Genomic DNA, 25,474 nt, shown 5'->3' with positions numbered 1-25,474 from the left:
GCCAGTTTCATGATTGCAGTACCACGCCGCTGTCGTCTTCCCAGTACACCACCACCGGATCGTCCCAGGTCGGGCGCTTGCCGCGGCGCTCGGCGTTGGCGATGAAGCACTGCACGATCTGCCCGGAGGTGAGTTTGACGTGGTACACCGAGTGGCCGCCGAGGTAGGCGATGTCGTGCACGTGGCCGCGGCTCCAGTTGTACTCGGGGTACTCGTGATCGGCCGGCAGCTCGCTGGCCATCAGCAGTTTTTCCGGGCGCAGGGCGTAGCTGACCTTCTTGTCCTCGGCACGGGTGGTGACGCCGTGGCCGATGTAGATCGGCTTGTCCAGCTGCGGGCAGTCGATGATCGCGTGGTCGGCCTCGTCGGTGCTGATCTGGCCGTCGAACAGGTTGACGCTGCCGATGAACTCGCACACCAGGCGGCTGGCCGGGGTCTCGTAGATATCCACCGGGCTGCCGGTCTGGGCGATCCAGCCCAGGTGCATGATGGCGATGCGCTGGGCCATGGTCATGGCCTCTTCCTGGTCGTGGGTGACCATCACGCAGGTCACACCGACCCGCTCGATGATCTCTACCAGCTCCAGCTGCATCTGCGAACGCAGCTTCTTGTCCAGCGCGCCCATCGGCTCGTCGAGCAGCAGCAGCTTGGGCCTTTTCGCCAGTGAGCGGGCCAGGGCCACGCGCTGGCGCTGGCCGCCGGACAGTTGGTGCGGCTTGCGCTTGGCGTACTGGGTCATGTGCACCAGCTTGAGCATCTCGGCCACGCGCGCTTCGATCTCGGCCTTGGGCAGGCCGTCCTGCTTGAGGCCGAAGGCGATGTTGTCGGCCACGCTCATGTGCGGGAACAGCGCGTAGGACTGGAACATCATGTTGATCGGCCGCTGGTAGGGCGGCATGTCGGTGATGTCGACGCCATCGAGAATGATGCGCCCGGAAGTGGGCCGTTCGAAGCCGGCGAGCATGCGCAGCAGGGTCGACTTGCCCGAACCGGAGCCACCGAGCAGGGCGAAGATCTCGCCCTTGTTGATGGTCAGCGAGACATCGTCGACGGCGATGGTCTCATCGAACTTCTTGGTCACCCGGTCGATCTTGACCAGCACCTCTTTCGGTGTCTGGTCCCCCTCGAGGGCTTTTTTGTAGGCGCTGGAGGCAACAGCCATTATTGGAAAACTCCCGGAAGATTGCGCCCGACCCCCACGGCCGGACGGGAAGGGTTACTGACCCGACTTGATCCTGGTCCAGCTACGGGTCATCAGACGCTGCACCCTGACCGGCAATTCGGCCGAGATGAACAGCTTGTCCAGTACCGCCTGCGGCGGGTACACGGACGGGTCGTTGCGCACCTCCTGGTCCATCAGCGCGCCCGCCTGGGTATTGGGGTTGGCGTAGCCGACGTAGTCGCTGACTTCGGCTATCACCTGCGGCTGCAGGAGGAAATCGATAAAGGCATGGGCCTGCTCGACGTTCGCCGCGTCGGCCGGAATGGCCAGCATGTCGAACCACAGGTTGCCGCCTTCCTTGGGAATGCTGTAGGCGATCTCGATGCCCTTGCCGGCTTCCTCGGCGCGGTCCGCGGCCTGCAGGATGTCGCCGGAGAAGCCCGCGGCGACGCAGATCTCGCCGTTGGCCAGGTCGCCGATGTACTTGGAGCTGTGGAAGTAGGTGACATGGGGACGCACCGCCAGCAGCTTGGCCTCGGCCTTGGCATAGTCATCCGGATTGGTGCTGTTGGGGTCGAGGCCCAGGTAGTTGAGCACCGAGGGGATCATCTCGTCGGCCGAATCGAGGAAGGCCACGCCGCACTGGCTGAGCTTGGCCATGTTCTCCGGTTCGAAGAGCACCGCCCAGGAGTCGATGCTGTCGACGCCGAGCACCGCCTTGATCTTCTCGACGTTGTAGCCGATGCCGTTGGTGCCCCACAGGTAGGGCACGGCGTACTGGTTGCCCGGGTCGTTGGTTTCCAGCTGCTTGAGCAGCGCCGGGTCGAGGTTGTTCCAGTTCGCCAGCTTGGCCTTGTCCAGCTTCTGGAAGGCGCCGGCCTTGATCTGCTTGCCGAGGAAATGGTTGGAAGGCACCACGATGTCGTAGCCGGAGCGGCCGGCGAGCAGCTTGCCTTCGAGGGTCTCGTTGGAGTCGAACACGTCGTACAGCGGCTTGATCGAAGTGGCCGCCTCGAACTGGGCCAGGGTGTCCTCGCCGATATAGTCGCTCCAGTTGTAGATATGCACGCTCCCCGCCGCCTGGGCCATGGTGCCAAGGCCCAGCGTCAGGGCGCTGGTGATCAGGGTCTTGCCGAAGAAAGTTCGCACACGCAGTTCCTCTTCTCTATCGGGCCGCCCGAAAAAAAGGCCGGCACTTTAGCGGAAATATCCTTGCTGTCCAGGGCGTCGCGGCGCCGCTCATCCTGCGTGGGAAATGGTCGCCGGGTCGCAGAGCAAGGTTCCGATCGGCTCGGCCAGACGGCCCGCCGCAAGGGTCGAACAACGCATACGGGTTTCCTTCTTATTATCGTGATCTGCGACGGGCGAACCCGCCGCAGACGGAGTTGCAGCAGCCCTTAGCGGCCGGACTTGACCTTGGTCCAGCTGCGGGTGATCGCACGCTGCACCGACGGGCTCAGCTCGGAGAAGGTGTAGAGCTTCTTCGAGGCTTCTTCGGTCGGGTAGATGCCCGGGTTGTTGCGGATTTCCTCGGCGACCAGCGGGGTGGCCTTGGCGTTGCCGTTGGGGTAGGCGACGTAGTCGGAGATCGGCGCGATCACTTCCGGGGTCAGGATGTAGTTGAGGAAGGTGTGCGCGGCTTCGACGTTCTTGGCATCGGCGGGGATGGCCATCATGTCGAAGAAGGAGGCGGCGCCTTCCTTGGGAATGGCGTAGGCCACCGGCACGCCGTTCTTCGCTTCCTCGGCGCGGGCCTGCGCCTGGAACACGTCGCCGGACCAGCCCAGGGCCACGCAGATCTCGCCGTTGGCCAGGTCGGAGATGTACTTGGAGCTGTGGAAGTAGGTGACGTACGGGCGCACCTTCATCAGCAGTTCTTCGGCCTTGGCCACGTCGTCGGTGCTGGTCGGGTTGGGGTTCAGACCCTGGTAGTGCAGCGCGGCGGCATAGACTTCGTCCGGGGCGTCGAGCATGGCCACGCCGCAGGATTTCAGTTTCTCCATGTTCTCCGGCTTGAACAGCACGTCCCAGGAATCAATGGTGTCGACGCCGAGGGCGGCCTTGACCTTCTCCGGGTTGTAGCCGATGCCGGTGGTGCCCCACAGGTAGGGGAAGGCGTACTGGTTGCCCGGGTCGGCATTTTCCAGCGCCTTCATCAGGTCGGGGTTGAGGTTCTGCCAGTTCGGCAACTTGGACTTGTCCAGCTTCTGGAACACGCCGGCCTTGATCTGCTTGGCGAGGAACTGGTTGGACGGCACCACCACGTCGTAGCCCGAGCCGCCGGAGAGCAGCTTGGCTTCCAGCACTTCGTTGCTGTCGAAGACGTCGTAGACCACCTTGATGCCGGTTTCCTTCTGGAAGTTGTCCAGGGTGTCCTCGGCGATGTAGTCGGACCAGTTGTAAACGTGCAGCACTTTGTCCTCGGCCTGCGCGGTGCCGGCCACGGTGGCGGCCAGGGACAACGCTAGAAGGGTTTTGCCGAATGTTTTCATGCGTACAGCTCCTGTTGTTGTGTCGGTATTCCGGAAGGTGCGCAGGCCCTTCCGGTGAGGCTGGCCAACGCACTGGCGCAGTCTGGCAAGGTCATGGCATCGCTGACAACTTTCCGTGGCCTGCGGCCATCAGGCCGAAAGCTCCGCCAAGGTCAGATCCAGGCACTTGCGCGCCTTCTCCACCAGCTCGTCGATTTCCGCGCGGCTGATCACCAGAGGCGGCGCGATGATCATGGTGTCGCCCACGGCGCGCATGATCAGACCGTTATTAAAGCAGTGTCCGCGGCAGACCATGCCCGCGCCCACCTCATTCGGGTAGCGCTTGCGCGTGGCCTTGTCCTGCACCAGCTCGATCGCGCCGAGCATGCCCAGGCCGCGCACCTCGCCCACCAGCGGATGGTCGGCCAGCTCGCGCAGACGACTTTGCAAATAGGGTGCCGTTTCCGTCCGAACCCGCTCGACGATGCCCTCCTCCTTGAGAATGCGCAGGTTCTCCAGGCCCACCGCCGCCGCCACCGGGTGGCCGGAATAGGTGAAGCCGTGGTTGAAGTCGCCGTGCGCCTCGATGACGTCGAACACCTTGTCGCTGACGATCAGCCCGCCCATCGGCACGTAGCCGCTGGTCAGGCCCTTGGCGATGGTCATCAGGTCGGGCTTGAGGTCGTAGTACTGGCTGCCGAACCACTGCCCGGTGCGGCCGAAGCCGCAGATCACCTCGTCGGCGACGAACAAAATGTCGTACTTGGCCAGGATCTCTTTGATCCGCGGCCAGTAGGAGTCCGGCGGGATGATCACGCCGCCGGCGCCCTGGATCGGCTCGGCGATAAAGGCGGCGACCTTGTCCTCGCCCAACTCGAGAATCTTCTGCTCCAGCTGGTCGGCGGCCCAGATGCCGAATTCTTCCGGCGACTTGTCGCCACCCTCGCCGAACCAGTACGGCTGCGGGATATGGGCGATGCCCGGGATCGGCAGGTCGCCCTGCTCGTGCATGAACTTCATCCCGCCGAGGCTGGCGCCGGCCACGGTGGAGCCGTGGTAGCCGTTGTCGCGGCCGATGATGATCTTCTTGTTCGGCTGGCCCTGGCACGCCCAGTAATGGCGCACCAGGCGCAGCATGGTGTCGTTGCCCTCGGAACCCGAACCGGTGAAGAACACATGGTTCATGCCGGCCGGGGCCAGCGCGGCGATGGCCTGGGCCAGCTCCAGCACCGGCGGGTGGGCGGTCTGGAAGAAGGTGTTGTAGAACGGCAACTGGCGCATCTGCCGGCTGGCCGCCTCGACCAGCTCCTCGCGGCCATAGCCCACCGCCACGCACCACAGCCCGGCCATGCCGTCGAGGATCTTGTTGCCCTCGCTGTCCCACAGATGCACGCCCTTCGCCTCGGTGATGATCCGCGGGCCCTTCTCGGCCAGCTGCCTGTAGTCGCTGAACGGCGCCAGGTGATGGGCGCGGCTCAGGGCCTGCCACTGGGCGGTCTTGGGGTTGTTCGCTTGCTTGTTCATGACAGCAACACCTTTATTGCACGGGCCGCGGCGGCGGCCCGCTGGAATCCGGGGTGCTGGCCGCGGCAACTGCCGCGACCAGCTACCGCTTACACCGACAGCAGGAGGAACTCGCGCTCCCAGGAACTGATCACCCGCTTGAAGTTCTCGTGCTCGGCGCGTTTCACCGCGACATAGCCGCGCATGAACTTCTCGCCGAGGTACTTCTCGGCGGCCTTGCACGCCTCCATGCGCTCCAGCGCGGCCTCGATGGTCAGAGGCAGGCGCAGGTTGCGCCGCTCGTAACCACGCCCCTTGACCGGCGCGCTGGGCTTGATGCCTTCGACCATGCCGATGTAGCCGCACAGCAAGGAGGCGGCCAGCACCAGATAGGGGTTGGCGTCGGCGCCGGCCAGGCGGTTCTCCACCCGGCGGTTCTGCGGCCCGGCCTCGGGCACGCGCAGGCCCACGGTACGGTTCTCCTCGCCCCACTCCACGTTCACCGGCGCCGAGGTATCGGGCAGGAAGCGGCGGAACGAGTTGACGTTCGGCGCGAACAGCGGCAGCAGCTCGGGGATGTACTTCTGCAGGCCGCCGATGTGCTGCAGGAACAGCTCGCTCATGGTGCCGTCTTCGTTGGAGAAGATGTTCTTGCCGGTCTTGATGTCCACCACGCTCTGGTGGATATGCATGGCGCTGCCCGGCTCGTCGGTGATCGGCTTGGCCATGAAGGTGGCTGCCACGTCGTGCTTGAGCGCCGCCTCGCGCATGGTGCGCTTGAATACGGTGATCTGGTCGGCCAGGTGCAGCGCGTCGCCGTGACGGAAGTTGATTTCCATCTGCGCCGGGCCGTCCTCGTGGATCAGCGTGTCCAGGTCCAGGCCCTGCAGCTCGCACCAGTCGTAGACGTCCTCGAACAGCGGGTCGAATTCGTTGGCCGCGTCGATGGAAAAGGACTGCCGGCCCACCTCGGGCCGGCCGGAGCGGCCCATCGGCGCCACCAGCGGGAAGTCCGGGTCGCTGTTGCGCTTGGTCAGGTAGAACTCCATCTCCGGCGCGACGATCGGCCGCCAGCCCTTGTCGGCGTAGAGCTTGAGCACGGTCTTGAGGATGTTGCGCGGCGACAGCTCGATCGGGTTGCCCTGCTTGTCGAAGGTGTCGTGGATCACCATCGCAGTGGGCTCGATGGCCCAGGGCACGAGGAACACGGCGTTTTCGTCGGGACGGCAGAACATGTCGATGTCCGCCTCGTCGAGCAGCTCGTAATAGATGTCGTCCTCGACGTAGTCGCCGGTGACGGTCTGCAGCAGGACGCTCTCGGGCAGGCGCATGCCCTTTTCGTCGAGGAACTTGTTGGTCGGCGAGATCTTGCCGCGGGCAATGCCGGTCAGGTCGCTGATCAGGCATTCGACTTCGGTGATTTTGCGTTCTTTCAGCCAGCTGGTGAGCTGGTCTAGCTTGGTACTCATAGAGACCTCAGGGTTGGAGAATCCGACTAGGTATAGTCGGTTCAGCGTTGCCCCGCCCTCTCCCTGCAAGCCTCACCAAAGGCCTGGAAGATGGCGAGATAATTCGGATTGGATGCTACCTGCCACTCGGGGTGCCATTGCACCCCCAGCGCGAAGCTTTTTGCCCCGATGACGGAAAAAGCTTCGACCAACCCGTCGGGCGCCAGAGCTTCTACGCGAAGGCCCGGCGCCAGACGTGCAACGCCCTGGCCATGAATGGAGTTGACCTGGAACTCGCTCGGCAAGCCGATGCCGGCGAGCAACCCGCCCGGTTGCACCTGTAGTGCGTGGCGCGGGCCATACTGGACTTCCACCGGCCGATCCTTCGGCTCGCGGTGATCCGTCAGCCCTGGGATCTCGTGCACGCGCTGATGCAGCGTGCCGCCGAGGGCCACGTTGATTTCCTGAAAACCTCGGCAGATGCCCAGCAGCGGCACGCAGCCGTCGAGCGCCGCGCGAATAAGCGGCAGCGCGGTGGCGTCGCGGCAGCTATCGTGCAAGGTACCGGGGGCGCTGCCCTCGCCCGAATAATGATGGGGTTCGACATTGGACGGCGAGCCGGTGAACAGCAGGCCGTCCAGCGACTCGAGCAACTGCGGCAGCGCCAGCAGATCGCCCAGCGCGGGAATGATCAGCGGCATGCCACCGGCCCCGACCAGCACGGCCCGCAGGTACTTGTCGCCGGCGGTGTGGTAAAGGTTGTGACCGATCTGCTTGGTACAAGCGCTGACGCCGACTATCGGCAGGCGAGACATGGAACACCCGTTTTATTGCTGTTATGGGTTGGAACCGAGCTTAGCCTTGTTCATTTTTTTACACAATAGCCATGTAAAAAATTGAACACACCCCGCTGAGCAGCCCGCCCAGCCTGATGCTCAACCGGGCTGCAGCGCCGTGAAACGCCCCATAATTGGCCGCGCAGCCCTTTTTTAGGGCATCATAGGGCTCTCTTGACAGCCATGGGTGTTTCGGATTGACTCACACCCATGCAGTTGCATGATTGATATTTTTAACAATAAAGGTGTTGCATCATGTCGGTACCCCCGCGTGCCGTTCAGCTTAACGAAGCGAACGCGTTCCTTAAGGAACATCCTGAGGTCCTGTTCGTCGACCTTCTTATTGCAGATATGAACGGTGTGGTGCGCGGCAAGCGCATCGACCGTAACGCCCTCCACAAGGTGTACGAGAAAGGCATCAACCTGCCGGCCTCGCTGTTCGCCCTCGACATCAATGGCGCCACCGTGGAGAGCACCGGCCTGGGCCTGGACATCGGCGACGCCGACCGCATCTGCTTCCCCATTCCCAATACCCTGTGCAACGAGCCCTGGCAGAAGCGCCCCACCGCGCAGCTGCTGATGACCATGCACGAGCTGGACGGCGCGCCGTTCTTCGCCGACCCGCGCGAGGTGCTGCGCCAGGTGGTGCAGAAGTTCGACGACATGGGCCTGCGCATCTGCGCCGCCTTCGAACTGGAGTTCTACCTGATCGACCAGGAGAACGTGAACGGCCGTCCGCAGCCGCCGCGCTCGCCGATCTCCGGCAAGCGCCCGCATTCGACTCAGGTCTACCTGATCGACGATCTGGACGAGTACGTCGACTGCCTGCAGGACATGCTCGAAGCCGCCAAGGAGCAAGGCATCCCGGCCGACGCCATCGTCAAGGAAAGCGCCCCGGCGCAGTTCGAGGTCAACCTGCACCACGTCGAGGACGCGATCAAGGCCTGCGACTACGCGCTGCTGCTCAAGCGCCTGATCAAGAACATCGCTTACGACCACGAGATGGACTCCACCTTCATGGCCAAGCCCTACCCGGGCCAGGCCGGCAACGGCCTGCACGTGCACATCTCGCTGCTGGACAAGAAAACCGGCAAGAACATCTTCGCCGCCGACGACCCACTACAGAACGCCTCGCTGCGCCACGCCGTGGGCGGCATCCTCGACACCATGGCCGCGTCGATGGCCTTCCTCTGCCCCAACGTCAACTCCTACCGCCGTTTCGGCGCGCAGTTCTACGTGCCCAACGCGCCGAGCTGGGCCCTGGACAACCGCACCGTGGCCGTGCGCGTGCCAACCGGCAGCGCCGACGCCGTGCGCATCGAGCACCGGGTGGCCGGCGCCGATGCCAACCCCTACCTGATGCTGGCCTCGATTCTCGCCGGCATCCACCACGGCCTGACCAATCAGATCGAGCCTAGCGAGCCGATCGAAGGCAATGCCTACGAGCAGCTCGAACCCAGCCTGCCGAACAACCTGCGCGACGCCCTGCGCGAGCTGGACGACAGCGAGGTGTTGAACAAGTACATCGATCCGAAGTACATCGACATCTTCGTCGCCTGCAAGGAAGCCGAGCTGCAGGAGTTCGAGACCACCATCTCCGACCTCGAATACAACTGGTACCTGCATACCGTCTGATGCAATGCCCGACGCCGGCCCTAGTGCCGGCGTTGTTTTGTCTGCCCCCCACGCGCTGCCGAACCGTCCACGCCACGTGGAACGGCGAAGCCATGCCTCGAGGAAGTCGTCATGTTTCGCGTTCTCGCTCCGCTACTGCTGGCCCTCGCGCCCGGACTGACGGCCGCCGCCGACAGCATCCGCGTCTACAACTGGAACGACTACATCGCCCCGCAGGCGCTGGAAAGCTTCAGCCGCGAGACCGGCATCGCCGTGGAATACCGCACCTTCAGCAGCGCCGAGGAACTGGCCGCGGCGCTGGCCAGCGGCGAGTCCATCGACGTCGCGGTGCCCTCGCACAACGACCTGCCGGCGCTGATCGCCGCCGGTGCCATCCAGCCGCTGGACCTGCGCCTGCTGCCCAACCGCAAGCACCTCGACAGGCAGCTGCTGAGCAAGTTGGCCGCGCTCGATCCGCGCAACCGCCATGCCGTGCCCTATCTGTGGGGCGCGGTGGGCCTGGCGATCAACGTGCCGCAGGCCGAGGCCGCCTATGGCGGGCCGCTGCCGGACAGCTGGAGCCTGTTGTTCGACGTCACGCAGAGCGCACGCCTGGCCGGCTGCGGCATCAGCGTGCTGGACGCCCCCGACGAGACCCTGGCGCTGCTGCTCAACTACCAGGGGCGCAGCCTGGCGCGCAGCGCGCCGAGTCGCATCGAGCGCGCCGGCGCCGTGCTCGACGGCTTGCGCCCGCACCTGCGCTACGTCGACAGCCAGCGCTATATCGACGACCTCGCCCACGGTCGCCTGTGCCTGGCCATGGCCTGGGTCGGCGACGCCCTGGCCGCCGCCGACGCCGGCCAGCCGGTGCGCTTCGTGGTGCCGCAGGAGGGCTCGGTGCTGTTCATCGACAGCCTGGTGATTCCTGCCAGCGCGCGCCGCGCCGACCTGGCCCACCGCTTCATCGACTACCTGATGCAGCCGCAGGTGGCCGCGCTGATCACCGCCGAGACCCTCTACCCCAACGGCAACGCCGACTCCGCGCAGTTCCTCGACGCCGCCCTGCTCAACCAGCCCGGGCTCTATCCGGACCAGGACAGCAAGCGCCGCCTGCATGCCCTGGAGGTGCTGCCGGACAAGCACGCCGAGGTGCGCGACCGCGTCTGGCAACGCTTTCGCACCGGCGGCTGAGGCTTGTCAGCGACGCGCCGGCTGGCGTCCAATAGCGCCTCCTTGCCCCAGGAGTCCGCCATGTCGCGCCCCGCCAGCCCCCGCAAACCCCGCGCCAGCAGCCAGGCGCGGATCGCCGTGATCCTGGCGGCCGCGCGCGAACTGCTGGCCGAGCAGGGCGTGGCCAACCTGTCGATCTATGCCGTGGCCGAGCGCGCAGCGATTCCGCCATCCTCGGTCTACCACTTCTTCGCCAGCGTGCCTGCGCTGCTAGAAGGCCTCACCGCCGATATCCACGCCGCCTTCCGCGCCTGCCTGCAGCAGCCGGTCGACCACGCCGCGCTGCGCAGCTGGCACGACCTGTCGCGCCTCGTCGAACAGCGCATGCTGGCGATCTACGCGCAGGACGCCGCCGCGCGCCAGCTGATCCTCGCCCAGCACGGCCTGGCCGAAGTGACCCAAGCCGACCGCCAGCACGACGTGGAACTGGGGCGACTGATGCAGGCGCTGTTCGACCGCCACTTCCCCCTGCCGCAACTGCCGAGCGATATCGAGGTGTTCGCCCTGGCCATGGAGCTGGGCGACCGCGTCTACGCCCGCTCGGTGCAGCTGCACGGCGCCATCACCCCGCGCCTGGCCGAGGAAGGCATGCGCGTGTTCGACGCCTACCTCGGCCTGTACCTGCCCGCCGCCCTGCCGAAACGCCCCGCACCGCTTACCTAGGGTGTCACGGGGCCGCCTAGGCCGCGCCACCGCTGACAATTGACCTGCTGCGCACGGCACGCCACAGCGCTGCAGGGGCGCATTTGTTCACGAACGACCTTGGCCCGGCGCGCGACCCTGTTCGCGGATTACTCCGCGTCTCCCCAACCGGGCTCGCCCAGGAACCAGATTGACGGATATTAATCCGATAAAAATCCGAAATATTTGGCCTTCCCTATCTCCTCAGTCTTCTAAATTCGATTTTTATCGGATATAAATCGAGCATCTCGCCATGACTGATGTTCAGCCATGGCTTCCCGAGCAGGCCTCCGCGAGCCCTGGAGCCGCCTGCCCACAAGTCCAAGAGGTGCTGTATGTCCCGTATCGTCACCGTCGCCGCGACCCAGATGGCCTGCTCCTGGGATGTCGCCGGCAATATCGCCAACGCCGAGAAGCTGGTGCGCCAGGCCGCCGCCCGGGGCGCGCAGATCATCCTGATCCAGGAGCTGTTCGAGACCCCCTACTTCTGCCAGAAGCCCAATGCCGACTACAGCCAGCTGGCCACCCCGGTGGAGGAAAACCCGGCGATCCTGCACTTCCAGAAGGTCGCCGCCGAACTGCGAGTGGTGCTGCCGATCAGCTTCTTCGAGCGTGCCGGGCGCGCGCGCTTCAACAGCATCGCCATCATCGACGCCGACGGCAGCAACCTCGGGATTTATCGGAAAAGCCATATCCCGGACGGCCCCGGCTACCACGAGAAGTACTACTTCAACCCGGGCGACAGCGGCTTCAAGGTGTGGGACACCGCCTACGCCAGGATCGGCGTCGGCATCTGCTGGGACCAGTGGTTCCCCGAATGCGCGCGCAGCATGGCGCTGCTGGGCGCGGAGATCCTGTTCTACCCCACCGCCATCGGCAGCGAGCCGCACGACCCCGCTATCAACTCGCGCGAGCACTGGCAGCGCGTGCAGCAGGGCCATGCCGGCGCCAACCTGATGCCGCTGGTGGCCAGCAACCGCATCGGCCGCGAGGAGCAGGACGGCTATGCCATCAGCTTCTACGGCAGCTCCTTTATCGCCAACCAGTTCGGCGAGAAGGTCGAGGAGCTGGATCAAAGCGAGGAAGGCGTGCTGGTGCACAGCTTCGATCTGACCGAGCTGGAGAAGGTGCGCAGCGCCTGGGGCGTATTCCGCGACCGCCGGCCGAACCTATACTGGCCGCTAGCGACCCTCGACGGCGAGAGCCTCTCCGAGTAACCCCCCCATACCTTCGCCGGTGCGCACGGCGCACCCTACGGATCGAACCATGACCACCCTGAACAGCACTCCCCGCGCCGATGGCTTCCGCATGCCGGCGGAATGGGAACCCCACAGCCAGACCTGGATGGTCTGGCCCGAACGCCCAGACAACTGGCGCCTCGGCGGCAAGCCGGCGCAAGCCGCCTTCGCCGCGGTGGCCCGCGCCATCACCGAGTTCGAGCCGGTGACCGTCTGCGTGTCCGCCGCGCAGTACGACAACGCCCGCGCGCGCCTGGATGCCGACAATATCCGCCTGGTGGAAATCAGCACCGACGACGCCTGGGTGCGCGACACCGGCCCGACCTTCGTCACCAACGCCGGCGGCGAAGTGCGCGGCGTGGACTGGACCTTCAACGCCTGGGGCGGCTTCGATGGGGGCCTGTACTGGCCCTGGCAGCGCGACGATCAGGTGGCGCGCAAGATCCTCGAGATCGAAGGCTGCAAGCGCTACCGCACCGAAGGCTTCGTCCTCGAAGGCGGCTCGATCCACGTCGACGGCGAGGGCACCCTGATCACCACCGAAGAGTGCCTACTGAACAGGAACCGCAATCCGCACTTGTCGCGTGAACAGATCGAGGCCGTACTGCGCGAGCAGCTGGCCATCGACAGGGTGATCTGGCTGCCGGACGGCCTTTACAACGACGAGACCGACGGCCACGTCGACAACTTCTGCTGCTACGTGCGCCCCGGCGAGGTGCTGCTGGCCTGGACCGACGACGAGAACGACCCCAACTACCCGCGCTGCCAGGCCGCCATGCGCGTGCTGGAAAGCGCGCGCGACGCCAAGGGCCGCCAGCTGATCGTGCACAAGATGCCGATCCCCGGGCCGATCCACGCAACCGAGGAAGAGTGCGCCGGCGTCGACGCCGCCGAAGGCAGCCAGGCACGCGACCCATCGATCCGCCTGGCCGGCTCCTACGTCAACTTCCTGATCGTCAACGGCGGCATCGTCGCGCCGAGTTTCGACGACGCCAAGGACGCCGAAGCCCGCGCCATCCTCGAGCGGGTCTTCCCCGCGCACCGCGTGGTGCTGGTGCCCGGCCGCGAGATCCTCCTCGGCGGCGGCAATATCCACTGCATCACCCAGCAGCAACCTGCGCCGCAGCGGCGCTAAGCCGGGCGGCGCCCTGTCGCCGCCCCGTTCAGTGCTTGGTCTTGCAGGTGCTGATGCCCAGCAGCGGATAGGCCGGGCAGAAGCGAAGCATGCCGGTGGCCAGCGGCAGCAGGCCGATCCAGCCCCACAGGCCGATGACGCCGGACAGGCTGAGACCAATCAGGATCAGCCCGGCGGCGATGCGCAGGCTGCGGTCGAGGGTTCCCACATTGCGTTGCATGATGACCTCCTCGGTCAATGGCCGCGCCGGCCCTCCAGCGCGGAGAAAATCAGCATTCCGCTCAGCATTGCCGCGACGAACAGCGGCGCCTGCCAGTGCCCCGTGAGCAGGATGGCCACGGCCGGCCCCGGGCAGATGCCGGCGATGCCCCAGCCGACGCCGAACAGCAGGCTGCCGCCGATCAGCCGGGCGTCCAGCTCGCGCCGGGTTGGCAGCTGCATGGCACCGCCCAGCAACGCCCGCGGGCGCTGGCCCGCCAGCCGCAATGGCAGCAGGGCAACGCCGATGGCACCCGCCATCACCAGCGCCAGGGAAGGATCCCAGGCACCGGCCAGGTCGAGAAAGGCCAGCACCTTGGCCGGGTTGGCCATACCGGCCAGCAACAGGCCGAGGCCGAACAGCAGGCCGGCGACGAATGCACTCAGTCTGGCCATTTTCAGCCTCCCAACAGATGACGCAGGACAAACACCGTGGCGAAACCCGCGCCCATGAAGCACAGCGTCGCCACCAGCGAACGCGGCGACAGCCGCGAGATGCCGCACACGCCATGGCCGCTGGTGCAGCCCGAGCCGTAGCGCGTGCCGATACCGACCAGCAGGCCGGCGACGATCAGGCCCGCAGCGCCGGCCTCGAACTCGATCGCCGGCAGCGCAGCGAACAGCCCCCAGAGCAGCGGCGCGACCAGCAGGCCGAGGAGGAACAGCGCCTTCTCGCCCCGTCCTTCGGACCCGCTCTGCACCAGGCTGCCGAGCAGGCCACTGATGCCGGCGACGCGCCCGTTGGCCAGGGCGAACAGCGCCGCCGCCAGACCGATCAATGCGCCGCCGGCCAGTGCGCTCCAGGGCGTGAAGGCATGCCAGTCGATATTCATTGCCGGCCCTCGCAGAACAGCCGGTACAGCGTCTCGATCACCGCCAGCGCCGCCGGGCTGCTGATGCGATAGAAGATCTGCTTGCCATCACGGCGGGTTTCCACCAGCCCCTCGCGACGCAGCACGGCCAGTTGCTGCGACAGGGTCGGCTGCTGGATGCCGAGCAATGCCTCCAGCTCGCTGACGTTGCGCTCGCCCTGGGACAGCTGGCAGAGCAGCAGCAGGCGATCCGGATTGGCCAGGGCCTTGAGCAGCTGCCCGGCGGCATCGGCATTGGCGCGCAGTTGCTGGATATCGATCAGGTCGCTCATGTAACACCTTAGGCAAATACAATATGTGTTTTTATATATTGTTTTGCAAAAGCATGTCAACGAGGTCGATAGACGGTCATGAGGCGGCGATCTCGCCGAGGACGAATGTAACCCGCCGCCCTGTTCCATAAACGCAAAAACCCGCCGAAGCGGGTTTTCTGGACGTAGCGGACGACTCAGGAATCGGCGTCGGCAGCGGCCTGGTAGGCGCCGGCGTCGAGCAGCTTGTCCAGCTCGCCGGCATCGCTCGGCTTGAGCTTGAAGAACCAGCTGCCGTATGGGTCGCTGTTGACGTTCTCCGGGCTGTCGGCCAGCGCCTCGTTGATCGCGATCACCTCGCCGCCAATCGGCGCGTAGATGTCGGAGGCAGCCTTGACCGACTCCACCACCCCGGCTTCCTGGCCGGCGTCCAGCTGCTTGCCGACTTCCGGCAGCTCGATGAACACCACGTCGCCGAGGGCTTCCTGGGCGTGGTCGGAAATGCCGACGGTCACGCTGCCATCGGCCTCCAGGCGCGCCCACTCGTGGCTGGCGGCATAACGCAGATCGGCGGGAATATTGCTCATGTGTGCTTCCTCGTAAGCGATGACGGCAAGCGGGCCGTCAGGACAATTTAGCAGGCCGCGGCGGGAGCGAAAGTCCACGTCGCGGCCCAGGGATTCAGATCAGCGTTTTGCCGTTGCGTACAAAGCTCGGCTTGACCACCCGCACCGGGTACCACTTGCCGCGGATTTCCACCTCGGCACGCTCGCCGGTGGCCGCCGGTACGCGGGCCAGGGCGATGGACTTGTTCAGCGTCGGCGAGAAGCTGCCGCTGGTGATCTCGCCGTCGCCGATGCCTTCGACACGCACCACCTGATGCGCGCGCAGCACACCGCGCTCCTCTAGCACCAGGCCGACCAGCTTGCTCGGACAGCCCGCCGCACGCTGCGCCTCGAGCGCGGCACGGCCGATGAAGTCGCGTGCGACCGGCTCCCAGGCGATGGTCCAGGCCATGTTGGCAGCCAGCGGCGAGACGTTCTCGTCCATGTCCTGGCCGTAGAGATTCATGCCGGCCTCGAGGCGCAGCGTGTCGCGTGCGCCGAGGCCGATGGGGGCGATGCCGGCACCGACCAGCTCGTTGAGGAAGGACACCACCTCGGTGCTCGGCAGCACAATTTCCAGGCCGTCTTCGCCGGTGTAACCGGTGCGGGCGATGAACCAGTCGCCCTCGGGCAGGCCCTGGAACGGCTTGAGTTCGTGGATCAGCGCGGCGCGCGCCTGGGTCACCAGTTCGGCGACGCGGGCACGGGCCTTGGGCCCCTGGATGGCGAGCATGGCCAGATCGCGGCGCTCGCGCAGCTCGACCTCGTAGTCGCCGGCCTGGGCGTGCATCCAGGCCAGGTCCTTGTCGCGGGTGCCGGCGTTGACCATCAGGCGATAGCCGCCGTCGACGAGGTAGACGATCAGGTCGTCGATCACCCCGGCCTGCTCGTTGAGCATGGCGCTGTACAGGGCCTTGCCTGCACTCTCCAGGCGCGCCACATCGTTGGCCAGCAGACGCTGCAGGAACCCCTGCGCCTGGCTGCCGGCAACGTCCACCACGCACATGTGCGAGACGTCGAACACGCCGCATTCGCGGCGCACCTGATGATGTTCCTCGACCTGCGAGCCGTAGTGCAGCGGCATGTCCCAGCCGCCGAAATCGACCATCTTGGCGCCCAGCGCCAGATGCAGGTCATAGAGGGGGGTACGCTGTCCCATGGGTTATCTCCTTCCGGGCTTGGCGAAGCGATTCAGACCCCGAGAAGCTAGCTGCGTTGCCATTGCTGCGTTGCAGCCAGGCTCAAAATGCTCATGTGCAGAAGCACACTGCGCTTTCGCGCCTGTCTGCGCCTTGCACTGGCCGCCTCGGCTCGAGCTTCCTGCGCTCTACCTCCTGCATCCATGCAGTCGTCGCCTACGCTTCTCGACGCGTCTGCCGGGTTACCCGGCTCGCGAATGGCGCGCATTGTAGCCGCAAGGTCGGCAGGGGTCATCCTGACCAAAGGTCGATCCAGCTGGTATGCCGTTTCAGCCAACCCGCCGCGCCGAACGGCGGATCAGCAGGATCACCGGCAGCAGGCCGACCAGCACCAGGGTCAGTGCCGGCAGCGCGGCACGCGCCCACTCGCCCTCGCTGGTCATCTCGAACACCCTTACCGACAGGGTGTCCCAGCCGAACGGGCGCATCAGCAGCGTGGCCGGCATTTCCTTGAGCACGTCGACGAACACCAGCAGCGCGGCGGACAGCGTGCCCGGCAGCAGCAGCGGCAGGTAGACGCGCAAGAACAGGCCGACGCCGCCGACCCCCAGGCTGCGCGCGGCCTCCGGCAACGACGGACGGATGCGCGCCAGGCTGGTTTCCAGCGGGCCGAAGGCCACGGCCATGAAGCGGATCAGGTAGGCCACCAGCAGCGCCGCCAGGCCGCCCAGCAGCAGCGGCTTGCCGGTGCCGCCGAGGGCGGTGGACAGCGGGATCACCAGTTCGCGATCGAGGAAGCTGAACGCCAGCATGATCGCCACCGCCAGCACCGAGCCCGGCAGGGCATAGCCGAGATTGCCCAGCGCCACGCCGAAGCGCACGCCGCGGGTCGGCGCCTGACGCCGGGCGAAGGCCAGCAGCATGGCCACGGCGACGGTGATCAGCGCCGCCATGCCGCCCAGATAGAGGGTATGCAGGATCAGCCCGGCGTAACGCTCGTCGAGGTCGAAGCGACCGCGCTGCCAGAACCACGCCAGCAGCTGCAGCACGGGAATGACAAAGGCACAGGCGAACACCAGGCCGCACCAGGCGCTGGCGGCGAAGGCCTTCCAGCCGTGCAGCGGGTACAGCGCCTTGCCCCGCGGTCGCTCGTTGGCCGGCCGCGCGGCGCCGCGCGCACGGCGCTCGCCATAGAGCACCAGGGCCACCGCCAGCAGCAGCAGGCTGGCCAGCTGGGTGGCACTGGTCAGGCTGTAGAAGCTGTACCAGGTCTTGTAGATGGCGGTGGTGAAGGTATCGAAGTTGAATACCGCCACCGCGCCGAAATCGGCCAGGGTCTCCATGATCGCCAGGGCCAGGCCGGCGCCGATGGCCGGCCGCGCCATCGGCAGGGCGACGCGCCAGAAGGCCTGCCAGGGATTCTGCCCGAGCACCCGCGCGGCCTCCATCAGGCCCTTGCCCTGGGCCAGGAAGGCGCCGCGGGCGAGCAGGTAGACGTAGGGGTAGAACACCAGCACCAGGACGATGATCACCCCGCCGGTGGAGCGCACCCGCGGCAGGCGCAGGCCGCTGCCGAACCACTCGCGTAGCAGGCTCTGCACCGGCCCGGCGAAATCCAGCAGGCCGACGAAGACGAAGGCCAGCACGTAGGCGGGGATGGCGAACGGCAGCATCAGCGCCCAGTCCAGCCAGCGCCGCCCGGGAAATTCGCAGAGGCTGGTGAGCCAGGCCAGGCTGACGCCGAGCAGCGTCACGCCGACGCCGACGCCGACCACCAGGGTCAGGGTGTTGCCGATCAGCCGCGTCATCTGCGTCTGCCACAGGTGCGTCCAGATCTGCGCATCCACTTCGTGCCAGCTCAGCAACAGCACCGACAGCGGCAGCAGCACCAGCAGGGCGACGGCGAAGACGATGGGGTACCAGCGACGCTGGACGGGATGCGGCACGCGGATTCCTCGACGGCGGAAAGGACGACGCCCCGGCTAGGCGGGGCGTCGCAGTATAACGGCAGCGGTGCGGATCACCGAAGGCCTGCCTCTAAGCCATACGATCTCGCGAGCTAGAGCCTGTTTTCAACGCAGCAGATCGTTACGGACTTATTGCCAGCCGGCGCGATCCATCAGCATGGTCGCCTCGGCCTGGCGCTTGCCCGCCACTTCGGTGGCGATGGTGTCGGCCTTGAAGCTGCCCCAGGCCGCCACTTCATCGGACGGCGCGACCGCCGGGTTGGCCGGGAACTCCTGGTTGACGCCGGCGAAGATGGTCTGCGCTTCCGGGGTGGTCATCCACTCCAGCAGCTTGCGCGCCTGCTCGGCATGCGGCGCGTGCTTGGTCACGCCGGCACCGGCGAGGTTGACGTGCACACCGCGGTCGTTCTGGTTCGGCCAGTACGGCTTGACCTTCAGGTCCGGCTGCTGCTTGTGCAGGCGGCCGTAGTAGTAGGTGTTGGCGATGCCGACGTCGCACTGGCCGGCGTCGATGGCCTGCAGCAGCGCGGTGTCGTCCGGGAACACGTCGGTCGCCAGGTTGTTCACCCAGCCCTTGACGATCTGCTCGGTCTTCTCGGCGCCGTGGGTCTCGATCAGGGTGGCGGTCAGCGACTGGTTGTAGACCTTCTTGCTGGTGCGCAGGCACAGGCGGCCTTCCCAGTTCTTGTCGGCCAGGGCTTCGTAGGTGGACAGCTCTTGCGGCTTGACCCGTTCGGTGGAGTAGAAGAGGGTCCGTGCGCGCAGCGACAGGCCGGTCCAGCTCTCGCTGCTGGAACGATACTGGGCGGGAATATTGGCCTTGATCACCGCGGAGTCGGTCGGCTGCAGCACGCCTTCCTGCTCGGCCTGCCAGAGGTTGCCGGCATCGACGGTGATCAGCATGTCGGCCGGGGTGTTGGTGCCTTCGGCCTTGAGACGGGCGATCAGCGGGGCTTCCTTGTCGGTGATGAACTTCACCTTGACCCCGGTCTTTTCGGTGTAGAGATCGAATACCGGCTTGATCAGCTCGTCGATGCGGGCGGAATAGACCACCACCTCTTCGGCAGCCTGAACGGCGCTTGCCAGGGAACCGAGGGCGAATGCAGCGAGGAGCGCGTTGCGAACCTTCATGGGACCAGCCTCTTGTGGTTGAGCAAAGTGGCTGAATAGTAGTGAATGTTATTTGCCTTCTCAACGTAAATAGCGACACATAGGTCAGTCGGCGCCATAAAAGGGCCACCATGGCCGCGTCAGCGCCGCAGCCGCGCCGAAGAAGGCGTGGGACGCTTGCCTCTGTAGGGGAAGGATCTACCGCGAATGCCTGCGAAATCGCAAGAAAACCAGGCGCAAGGCGAACCCTCGCTTCCCCGGAGGCGGGGTCGGGTCGCCGACAAGCGGTGCCGCCCGGAACTAGAACAGGCTGCGCCACAAGCGCCTGAGGGCGCTCGTCTGCTGCGGCGCCTCAGGCGGCTCGGCGGCAGGCTCGACGGTCGCCGGCGGCTCGGGTGCTATCGGTGCGGGGGTCGCCCTGGCTGTCCGGCGCCCTTGCGCCTGCCGCAGCGCGAGCAGCTCGGGGCTGTCCGGACGCGCCTCGAGGCCGTGCTTGATATAGGCCCGCGCCAGGTCATGGTCGCGCCGCGCCGCGGCCTCCTGGCTCAACTTGGCGTAGAACAATGCCACCCGGTTCAGGCCGTCCAGCGCCCGGGGGTTGCCCGGGTCCAGTTCGAGCATCCTCCGGTAGAAGAACACCGCGCTGTCGTCGGCCGGCTCCAGCAAGCGCTCCCTGGCGAAGCGCTGCTCGGCCAGCTGCAGGTAGCCGGCCAGACGTGCGTCGAACACCCGTTGCAGGCCCTGCCGCGCATCTTCGCTGGCCTCGTCGAGCTGCAGGGCGAGGCTAAAGAAATGCTCGGCGTTGTCCTCGGCCGGCTCGACCAGCTTGCCCTCGGCCAGACGCTCCTCGCCCTGCGCCAGCAGCTCGGCGATCTGGCTGCGCTGATACAGATACAGGCCGGTGACACCGGCGACGCCGATCAGCAGCAGGCCACAAAGGGCCCAAGCCAGCAGATGCCAGCCGCGCCTGGGCCCACGGGGCGCCGCAACCGTCAGCCGGTCACGCGGCACGGCGACGCGGGTCTTGTCCAGGTCCGCCACGGGCGGCGCAGCCAATGGCTCGGAAGTCTCGAGCTCATCGAGCGCCTGCAGCAGGGCCCGGCAATCGGCGAAGCGCCGGCTCGGCTCCTTCGCCAACATTCGCTCGAGCAACGGCGCATAACGGGCGAGGTGCGCCGGCAGGCTCGGCGGCGGCATCTGCACATGGTTCATCACCGTCTGGGTGTAGCTGGAACCGCGGAAGGGGTTGCGACCGAGCAGCATCTCCAGCAGCACCACGCCCAGGCTGTAGATGTCGCTGCGAATATCCAGCGGCAGGCATTGGGTCTGCTCCGGGCTGCTGTACGCCGGGCTGCCGATGGCGACGCCGAGCCCGGTGAGCTCGCTGTCGACCTCCAGCGCCTTGGCGATACCGAAGTCGGTGATCACTACGCTGCCGTCGTGGCGAAACAGGATGTTCGCCGGTTTGATATCGCGGTGGATCAGCCCCTGCTCATGCACCACCGCCAGGCCGGCGGCGACCTGGCGGACGATGGCCAGCGCGCGAGGTACCGCGACCACCTCGCCCTGATGCCGGGCCAGATCACCGCCGCCAACGTATTCCATGGCCAGGTAGTAGCGGCCATCGGCGAGCCGGTCGATGTCGTAGATGGTGATGATCGCAGGGTGGTGCAGGGAGGCGACGATATGCCCCTCGCGGATGAAGCGCTTGCTGAAGGCCTCGTCCCTGGCGTCGAGCAGCACCTTCACCGCGACCTTGCGATGCAGCGACTCCTGGGTCGCCAGGTAGACCTCGGCCATCCCGCCCTGGCCAAGCCGGCCGTGCACGCTGTAGCCGGGTATCTCGGGAAATCGTTCGTCCATGGCGGGCTCTCCATGCGCAACCCCCGGATCGCAGGGGACTCTCCCACGCCCGTCGATCGGATCGTGGCCTCGAGTTAGTAAGAGCCGGGAACTTTTCCGATGGTTCCCACTTTTACCCTGCCCTCCGTCGCAGCCACACCCGACCCGCAGCGCTCGGCGCTCAGGCCTTCGCCAGCTCCGGCAGATCGCCCGACAGGCCCAGCGCCTGACGCACGAACAGCGCCTTGGCCTCGGCCTGAGCGTCGACCAGGTCAAGGCCGACGTTGCGCAGCAACCGCAACGGCAGCGGGTCGGCCTGGAACAGACGCTGGAAGCACTCCATCGCCGCCATCATCGCCAGGTTGTGCGGCATGCGCCGGCGCTCGAAGCGGCTCAGCACGCGCTCCTCACTCAGGTTCTCGCCGCGCGCCACGGCATGCAGCAGCACCTCGGCCAGCACCGCGGCATCGAGAAAACCCAGGTTGACCCCCTGCCCCGCCAGCGGGTGGATGCTGTGCGCGGCATCGCCGATCAGCGCCAGCCCCGGCTCGACGTAGCGCTTGGCATGGCGCTGGCGCAGCGGGATGCACAGGCGACGGTCGGCGTGCAGAACGCCGCCGAGACGGTGCTCGAAAGCCTTGCCCAGCTCGACGCAGAAGCCCTCGTCGTCCAGCGCCATCAGCCGCTCGGCCTCGCTCGGCAGGGTCGACCAGACGATCGAGCACCAGTGCTCGCCCGCCGGCCCGGCCAGCGGCAGGAAGGCCAGTGGACCATCGTCGGTGAAGCGCTGCCAGGCGGTGGCCTGGTGCGGCCGTTCGATGCGCACGCTGGTGACGATGGCATGGTGCAGGTAATCCCACTCGCGGGTGGCGCAGCCGGCCAGGCGGCGCACCGCCGAGTTGGCGCCATCGGCCGCCACCAGCAGCGGTGCGCGCAGCTGGCGGCCGCCCTCCAGGGTCAGCAACCAGTCGTCACCGGAGCGGCGCAGCTGCTCCAGGCGCGCGCCGGGCAGGAGGCCGAGCTGGCTGTCGTGCAGGCGTTCGAGCAGGGCGTCCTGCACCACGCGGTTCTCGACTATGTGGCCGAGGGTTTCGGCATGCACGCTGGCCGCGGCGAAATGGATGCTGCCGGTGCCGCTGCCGTCCCATACCCTCATCTCGCCGTAGGGGCAGGCGCGCCGTGCGGCGATGCCGTCCCAGGCGCCGAGGCGCGCAAGGATGCGCTGACTGGCCATGGACAGGGCGCTGACCCGCGGTTCGAAGCTGGCGGCCGGGTCGAAGGGGCCGAGGCGCAGCGGGCTGCCGTCGACCAGCAAAATATCCAGGCCGCTGTGCTCCAGGGCCAGGGCCAGGGCGCTGCCGACCATACCGGCCCCGACGATGATCAGATCCGCGCGCATAGTCATTCCTTTAATCCTAGGGTGTCGCGGGGCCGCCCAGGCTGTGCGCACCGACCAAAAGCCATGGTGCGCACGGCGCACCCTACGGAGCAGATCACAGATTGCGCGTCCCCAGGCCCATGGCCTGGCGAGCGAACCAGCGCTTGGCCGGCGGCAGCAGGTCGAGGCCGAGCAAACCGAGGTTGCGTCCGGCGGTCAGCAGTGGCTGGGCATTGCTGAACAGCCGGGTGACCCGGTCGGAGAAGCCCAGGGTCAGTTGCTGGTCCAGTTGCTGGCGCTGCAGGTAGCCCTGCAGGGTGGCGAAGTCGCCGAGCGGCGCGGTGGCGGCCTGCAGCACCTCGGCCAGCGCCAGGGTGTCGCGCAGCGACAGGTTGTAGCCCTGCCCGGCGATGGGGTGCAGGCTGTGCGCCGCGTTGCCCAGCACCACCAAGTGCGGACGCACCTGCTCCTGCGCCTCGATCAGGCTCAGCGGATAGAGATGGCGCACGCCGACCTGCTGCAACGCTCCGAGGCGGTAGCCGAAGGCGTGCTGCAACTCGGCGAGAAAGGCCGCATCGCTCAGCTTGAGCAGGCGTTCGGCATCGGCGCTGGCGCGGGTCCAGACCAGCGCGCAGCGGTTATCGGTAAGCGGCAGCAGGGCCATCGGCCCCTCGTCGGTGAAGCGCTCGAAGGCCTGGCCGCGATGCGCTTCCAGCGGGGTGACGTTGGCGATCACGGCGCTCTGCCCGTAGGGCCTGTGGCTGACGCCGATGCCCAGCTGCTCGCGCAGGCCGGAGCGGCCGCCGTCGGCCAGCACGGCCAGGTCGCAGTCGAGCTGGCGCTCGTCGCTCAAACTCAGCCGGTAGCCGTCGTCCAGACGCTGCAACGCGGTCACCTCGGCCGGGCAGTGCCACTGCACCACCTCGGCGTCGAGCGCCTGCCACAGGCAATGGCCTATCCAGGCGTTCTCCACCACGTAGCCAAGCGCCGGCACGCCTTCCTCGATGGCCAGCAGGCGGGTGGCACCGAAGCGGCCACGGTCGGAGACGTGAATCTGCTGGATCGCCTCGGCGCGCCGGGCGATGGCCTGCCATACGCCAAGGCGCTCGTAGATCAGCCGGCTGCCGTAGGACAGCGCGGTGGAGCGCGCGTCGTAGCTGGGCTGATAGGCGCTGCCCGGGGCAAAGGGTTCGATCAGGGCGATGCGCCAGCCGCGCTGGCGCGCGGTGTCCTGCAGGGCCAGGGCCAGGCTCGCCCCGACCAGGCCGCCGCCGATAATGGCCAGCTGTACCCGCGCCATCAACGCAGTCCCGCCGTCAGGGCCAGGCTGGCACCGAGCCGTCTCCCAACAGCCCCGCCACCGATAATCGCCAGCTGCACGCGACTCATCGGCTCAGGCGGCCTGGGTGCGGGCGGCGGCCATCAGCGCCTCGATCTCGGCGACCGTCTTGGGCACGCCGTTGGTGAGAATCTCGCAGCCGCTCTTGGTCACCACCACGTCGTCCTCGATGCGCACGCCGATGCCGCGCCATTTCTTCGCCACCTTGTCGTTGTCGACGGCGATATAGATGCCCGGCTCCACGGTCATCGCCATGCCCGGTTCGAGCACGCGCCACTCGCCGCCAACCTTGTAGTCGCCGACGTCGTGCACGTCCATGCCCAGCCAGTGGCCGGCGCGGTGCATATAGAAGGCCTTGTAGGCCTCGCCGGCGATCAGCTCGTCGACCTCGCCGACGAGCAGGCCGAGTTCGACCAGGCCGGCGGTGATCACCCGTACGGTGGCCTCGTGCGCCTCGTTCCAGTGCTTGCCCGGGGCGATCTCTTTGAAGGCCGCTTCCTGCGCGGCCAGCACCAGCTCGTAGATGGCCTTCTGTTCGGGCGAGAAGCGGCCGCTGACCGGGAAGGTGCGGGTGATGTCGCTGGCGTAGCAGTCGATCTCGCAACCGGCGTCGATCAGCACCAGGTCGCCATCCTTGAGCGGCGCGTCGTTCTCGCGGTAGTGCAGGATGCAGGCGTTCTTGCCGGCGGCGACGATGCTGCCGTAGGCCGGCATCTTCGCCCCGCCCTTGCGGAATTCGTAGTCCAGCTCGGCTTCCAGGTGGTATTCGGACAGCCCGGCGCGGCTGGCCTGCATGGCGCGCACATGCGCGCGCGCGCTGATCTCGGCGGCCTCGCGCATCACCTTGACCTCGGCGGCGCTCTTGTACAGACGCATGTCGTGCAGCAGGTGGTCGAGGGCGACGAACTCGTTGGGCGGCGTGGCGCCCTGGCGGGCCTTGGCGCGGATATGGTTGATCCACTCCATCAGCCGGTGATCGAACTCCTGGTTGCAGCCGATGGCGTAGTAGACGCGCTCGCGGCCCTCGATCAGGCCGGGCAGGATGTCGTCGATATCGCCGATGGGAAAGGCGTCGTCGGCGCCGTAGTTAGCGACCGCGCCGTCCTGGCCGGCGCGCAGGCCGTCCCACAGCTCGCGCTCGGGGTCGCGCTCGCGGCAGAACAGCACGTATTCGCCGTGCTCGCGACCGGGGATCAGCGCCATCACCGCCTCCGGCTCGGGAAAGCCGGTGAGGTACTGGAAATCGCTGTCCTGGCGGTAGACGTGCTCGACGTCGCGGTTGCGGATGTACACCGGCGCCGCTGGCAGGATGGCGATGCTGTTGGGCTCCATCTGCGCCATCAGCGCCTTGCGCCGACGGGCATATTCGGACTTGGGGATGCTGATCAAGACGGG

23 protein-coding genes are annotated in these 25,474 nt (G+C 66.7%); 5 read left to right on the top strand and 18 right to left on the bottom strand.

Annotated features, from left to right (window positions below; genetic code table 11):
* Window positions 1-7: 7 nt before the first annotated feature.
* The 6 genes from potA to ACUTAF_RS22755 form a co-directional block, all read right to left on the bottom strand.
* Entirely contained in the window at window positions 8-1,162 is a 1,155-nt protein-coding gene (gene potA, locus ACUTAF_RS22780; RefSeq protein WP_445582096.1) for a polyamine ABC transporter ATP-binding protein, read from the bottom strand.
* A 54-nt stretch (window positions 1,163-1,216) separates the two neighbouring features.
* Window positions 1,217-2,251 (bottom strand): polyamine ABC transporter substrate-binding protein, encoded by a 1,035-nt coding sequence (locus ACUTAF_RS22775; RefSeq protein WP_445582496.1) that lies wholly within the window; start codon window positions 2,249-2,251, stop codon window positions 1,217-1,219.
* A 308-nt stretch (window positions 2,252-2,559) separates the two neighbouring features.
* On the bottom strand, window positions 2,560-3,654 hold the full coding sequence (locus ACUTAF_RS22770; RefSeq protein ID WP_445582095.1) for a polyamine ABC transporter substrate-binding protein: 1,095 nt from the start codon (window positions 3,652-3,654) through the stop codon (window positions 2,560-2,562).
* A 129-nt stretch (window positions 3,655-3,783) separates the two neighbouring features.
* A complete protein-coding gene (locus tag ACUTAF_RS22765; protein ID WP_445582094.1) occupies window positions 3,784-5,157 on the bottom strand; it encodes an aspartate aminotransferase family protein in 1,374 nt (457 codons plus the stop codon).
* A gap of 89 nt (window positions 5,158-5,246) precedes the next feature.
* Window positions 5,247-6,605 carry a glutamine synthetase family protein gene (locus ACUTAF_RS22760; protein WP_004373256.1) on the bottom strand — a complete coding sequence of 453 codons (1,359 nt, stop codon included), beginning with the start codon at window positions 6,603-6,605 and terminating at the stop codon, window positions 5,247-5,249.
* Window positions 6,606-6,646: 41 nt separating this feature from the next.
* Window positions 6,647-7,399, bottom strand: a complete 753-nt coding sequence (locus ACUTAF_RS22755) for a gamma-glutamyl-gamma-aminobutyrate hydrolase family protein (RefSeq protein ID WP_445582093.1) — start codon at window positions 7,397-7,399, stop codon at window positions 6,647-6,649.
* Window positions 7,400-7,675: 276 nt separating this feature from the next.
* On the opposite strand from ACUTAF_RS22755, the gene ACUTAF_RS22750 reads away from it, so the two are divergent.
* The 5 genes from ACUTAF_RS22750 (at window position 7,676) to aguA (ending at window position 13,318) form a co-directional block, all read left to right on the top strand.
* Window positions 7,676-9,055, top strand: coding sequence for a glutamine synthetase family protein (locus ACUTAF_RS22750; RefSeq protein WP_445582092.1), 1,380 nt, complete (start codon window positions 7,676-7,678; stop codon window positions 9,053-9,055).
* 111 nt (window positions 9,056-9,166) lie between these two features.
* On the top strand, window positions 9,167-10,225 hold the full coding sequence (locus ACUTAF_RS22745) for an extracellular solute-binding protein (protein WP_445582091.1): 1,059 nt from the start codon (window positions 9,167-9,169) through the stop codon (window positions 10,223-10,225).
* Between the two features lie 60 nt (window positions 10,226-10,285).
* The gene (locus tag ACUTAF_RS22740; protein ID WP_445582090.1) at window positions 10,286-10,927 is read left to right on the top strand and encodes a TetR/AcrR family transcriptional regulator; all 642 of its coding nucleotides are present in this window, start codon (window positions 10,286-10,288) and stop codon (window positions 10,925-10,927) included.
* A 353-nt stretch (window positions 10,928-11,280) separates the two neighbouring features.
* Window positions 11,281-12,162 carry an N-carbamoylputrescine amidase gene (aguB, locus tag ACUTAF_RS22735; RefSeq protein WP_445582089.1) on the top strand — a complete coding sequence of 294 codons (882 nt, stop codon included), beginning with the start codon at window positions 11,281-11,283 and terminating at the stop codon, window positions 12,160-12,162.
* A 49-nt stretch (window positions 12,163-12,211) separates the two neighbouring features.
* Window positions 12,212-13,318, top strand: a complete 1,107-nt coding sequence (gene aguA, locus ACUTAF_RS22730; RefSeq protein WP_445582088.1) for an agmatine deiminase — start codon at window positions 12,212-12,214, stop codon at window positions 13,316-13,318.
* A gap of 28 nt (window positions 13,319-13,346) precedes the next feature.
* Here the strand turns inward: aguA and ACUTAF_RS22725 are convergent, their stop codons facing one another.
* The 12 genes from ACUTAF_RS22725 to pepP all read right to left on the bottom strand — a co-directional run bounded on the left by ACUTAF_RS22725 (window position 13,347) and on the right by pepP (window position 25,468).
* Complete coding sequence (locus ACUTAF_RS22725) at window positions 13,347-13,538, bottom strand: YgaP family membrane protein (protein WP_445582087.1); 192 nt, start codon at window positions 13,536-13,538, stop codon at window positions 13,347-13,349.
* A gap of 14 nt (window positions 13,539-13,552) precedes the next feature.
* The gene (locus tag ACUTAF_RS22720) at window positions 13,553-13,972 is read right to left on the bottom strand and encodes a DUF6691 family protein (RefSeq protein ID WP_445582086.1); all 420 of its coding nucleotides are present in this window, start codon (window positions 13,970-13,972) and stop codon (window positions 13,553-13,555) included.
* A 2-nt stretch (window positions 13,973-13,974) separates the two neighbouring features.
* Window positions 13,975-14,409 (bottom strand): YeeE/YedE family protein, encoded by a 435-nt coding sequence (locus ACUTAF_RS22715; protein WP_445582085.1) that lies wholly within the window; start codon window positions 14,407-14,409, stop codon window positions 13,975-13,977.
* Window positions 14,406-14,720, bottom strand: coding sequence for a metalloregulator ArsR/SmtB family transcription factor (locus ACUTAF_RS22710; protein WP_445582084.1), 315 nt, complete (start codon window positions 14,718-14,720; stop codon window positions 14,406-14,408). The genes ACUTAF_RS22715 and ACUTAF_RS22710 overlap by 4 nt, the downstream gene beginning before the upstream one ends.
* Window positions 14,721-14,896: 176 nt before the next feature.
* Window positions 14,897-15,286, bottom strand: a complete 390-nt coding sequence (gcvH, locus tag ACUTAF_RS22705) for a glycine cleavage system protein GcvH (RefSeq protein ID WP_445582083.1) — start codon at window positions 15,284-15,286, stop codon at window positions 14,897-14,899.
* 94 nt (window positions 15,287-15,380) lie between these two features.
* Window positions 15,381-16,463: a glycine cleavage system aminomethyltransferase GcvT gene (gene gcvT, locus ACUTAF_RS22700; protein ID WP_445582082.1), complete on the bottom strand. Its 1,083-nt coding sequence runs from the start codon at window positions 16,461-16,463 to the stop codon at window positions 15,381-15,383.
* A 309-nt stretch (window positions 16,464-16,772) separates the two neighbouring features.
* Window positions 16,773-18,389: an ABC transporter permease gene (locus ACUTAF_RS22695; protein WP_445582081.1), complete on the bottom strand. Its 1,617-nt coding sequence runs from the start codon at window positions 18,387-18,389 to the stop codon at window positions 16,773-16,775.
* 150 nt (window positions 18,390-18,539) lie between these two features.
* On the bottom strand, window positions 18,540-19,541 hold the full coding sequence (locus ACUTAF_RS22690) for an extracellular solute-binding protein (protein ID WP_445582080.1): 1,002 nt from the start codon (window positions 19,539-19,541) through the stop codon (window positions 18,540-18,542).
* Between the two features lie 279 nt (window positions 19,542-19,820).
* Window positions 19,821-21,383 (bottom strand): serine/threonine-protein kinase, encoded by a 1,563-nt coding sequence (locus tag ACUTAF_RS22685; protein ID WP_445582079.1) that lies wholly within the window; start codon window positions 21,381-21,383, stop codon window positions 19,821-19,823.
* 160 nt (window positions 21,384-21,543) lie between these two features.
* Complete coding sequence (locus ACUTAF_RS22680) at window positions 21,544-22,761, bottom strand: 2-octaprenyl-3-methyl-6-methoxy-1,4-benzoquinol hydroxylase (protein ID WP_445582495.1); 1,218 nt, start codon at window positions 22,759-22,761, stop codon at window positions 21,544-21,546.
* Window positions 22,762-22,855: 94 nt separating this feature from the next.
* Window positions 22,856-24,040, bottom strand: a complete 1,185-nt coding sequence (gene ubiH, locus ACUTAF_RS22675) for a 2-octaprenyl-6-methoxyphenyl hydroxylase (RefSeq protein WP_445582078.1) — start codon at window positions 24,038-24,040, stop codon at window positions 22,856-22,858.
* Window positions 24,041-24,133: 93 nt separating this feature from the next.
* The gene (gene pepP, locus ACUTAF_RS22670) at window positions 24,134-25,468 is read right to left on the bottom strand and encodes a Xaa-Pro aminopeptidase (protein ID WP_445582077.1); all 1,335 of its coding nucleotides are present in this window, start codon (window positions 25,466-25,468) and stop codon (window positions 24,134-24,136) included.
* Between the last annotated feature and the right edge of the window lie 6 nt (window positions 25,469-25,474).

It is taken from the genome of Pseudomonas sp. SP16.1, from assembly GCF_052682975.1.
Note: the sequence above shows the minus strand (reverse complement) of the source record. Positions and strands in the feature narration are given on the sequence as shown.

What these genes read in the sequence shown, in the direction of transcription:
- ACUTAF_RS22685 (WP_445582079.1), bottom strand. Translation starts at nt 21,383, where the DNA reads ATGGACGAACGATTTCCCGAGATACCCGGCTACAGCGTGCACGGCCGG.
- ACUTAF_RS22720 (WP_445582086.1), bottom strand. Translation starts at nt 13,972, where the DNA reads ATGGCCAGACTGAGTGCATTCGTCGCCGGCCTGCTGTTCGGCCTCGGC.
- ACUTAF_RS22725 (WP_445582087.1), bottom strand. Translation starts at nt 13,538, where the DNA reads ATGCAACGCAATGTGGGAACCCTCGACCGCAGCCTGCGCATCGCCGCC.
- ACUTAF_RS22680 (WP_445582495.1), bottom strand. Translation starts at nt 22,761, where the DNA reads ATGCGCGCGGATCTGATCATCGTCGGGGCCGGTATGGTCGGCAGCGCC.
- aguB (WP_445582089.1), top strand. Translation starts at nt 11,281, where the DNA reads ATGTCCCGTATCGTCACCGTCGCCGCGACCCAGATGGCCTGCTCCTGG.
- ACUTAF_RS22770 (WP_445582095.1), bottom strand. Translation starts at nt 3,654, where the DNA reads ATGAAAACATTCGGCAAAACCCTTCTAGCGTTGTCCCTGGCCGCCACC.
- potA (WP_445582096.1), bottom strand. Translation starts at nt 1,162, where the DNA reads ATGGCTGTTGCCTCCAGCGCCTACAAAAAAGCCCTCGAGGGGGACCAG.
- ACUTAF_RS22775 (WP_445582496.1), bottom strand. Translation starts at nt 2,251, where the DNA reads ATGGCCCAGGCGGCGGGGAGCGTGCATATCTACAACTGGAGCGACTAT.
- ACUTAF_RS22760 (WP_004373256.1), bottom strand. Translation starts at nt 6,605, where the DNA reads ATGAGTACCAAGCTAGACCAGCTCACCAGCTGGCTGAAAGAACGCAAA.
- gcvH (WP_445582083.1), bottom strand. Translation starts at nt 15,286, where the DNA reads ATGAGCAATATTCCCGCCGATCTGCGTTATGCCGCCAGCCACGAGTGG.
- gcvT (WP_445582082.1), bottom strand. Translation starts at nt 16,463, where the DNA reads ATGGGACAGCGTACCCCCCTCTATGACCTGCATCTGGCGCTGGGCGCC.
- ubiH (WP_445582078.1), bottom strand. Translation starts at nt 24,040, where the DNA reads ATGGCGCGGGTACAGCTGGCCATTATCGGCGGCGGCCTGGTCGGGGCG.
- ACUTAF_RS22765 (WP_445582094.1), bottom strand. Translation starts at nt 5,157, where the DNA reads ATGAACAAGCAAGCGAACAACCCCAAGACCGCCCAGTGGCAGGCCCTG.
- ACUTAF_RS22745 (WP_445582091.1), top strand. Translation starts at nt 9,167, where the DNA reads ATGTTTCGCGTTCTCGCTCCGCTACTGCTGGCCCTCGCGCCCGGACTG.
- ACUTAF_RS22715 (WP_445582085.1), bottom strand. Translation starts at nt 14,409, where the DNA reads ATGAATATCGACTGGCATGCCTTCACGCCCTGGAGCGCACTGGCCGGC.
- ACUTAF_RS22690 (WP_445582080.1), bottom strand. Translation starts at nt 19,541, where the DNA reads ATGAAGGTTCGCAACGCGCTCCTCGCTGCATTCGCCCTCGGTTCCCTG.
- aguA (WP_445582088.1), top strand. Translation starts at nt 12,212, where the DNA reads ATGACCACCCTGAACAGCACTCCCCGCGCCGATGGCTTCCGCATGCCG.
- ACUTAF_RS22740 (WP_445582090.1), top strand. Translation starts at nt 10,286, where the DNA reads ATGTCGCGCCCCGCCAGCCCCCGCAAACCCCGCGCCAGCAGCCAGGCG.
- ACUTAF_RS22750 (WP_445582092.1), top strand. Translation starts at nt 7,676, where the DNA reads ATGTCGGTACCCCCGCGTGCCGTTCAGCTTAACGAAGCGAACGCGTTC.
- ACUTAF_RS22755 (WP_445582093.1), bottom strand. Translation starts at nt 7,399, where the DNA reads ATGTCTCGCCTGCCGATAGTCGGCGTCAGCGCTTGTACCAAGCAGATC.
- ACUTAF_RS22710 (WP_445582084.1), bottom strand. Translation starts at nt 14,720, where the DNA reads ATGAGCGACCTGATCGATATCCAGCAACTGCGCGCCAATGCCGATGCC.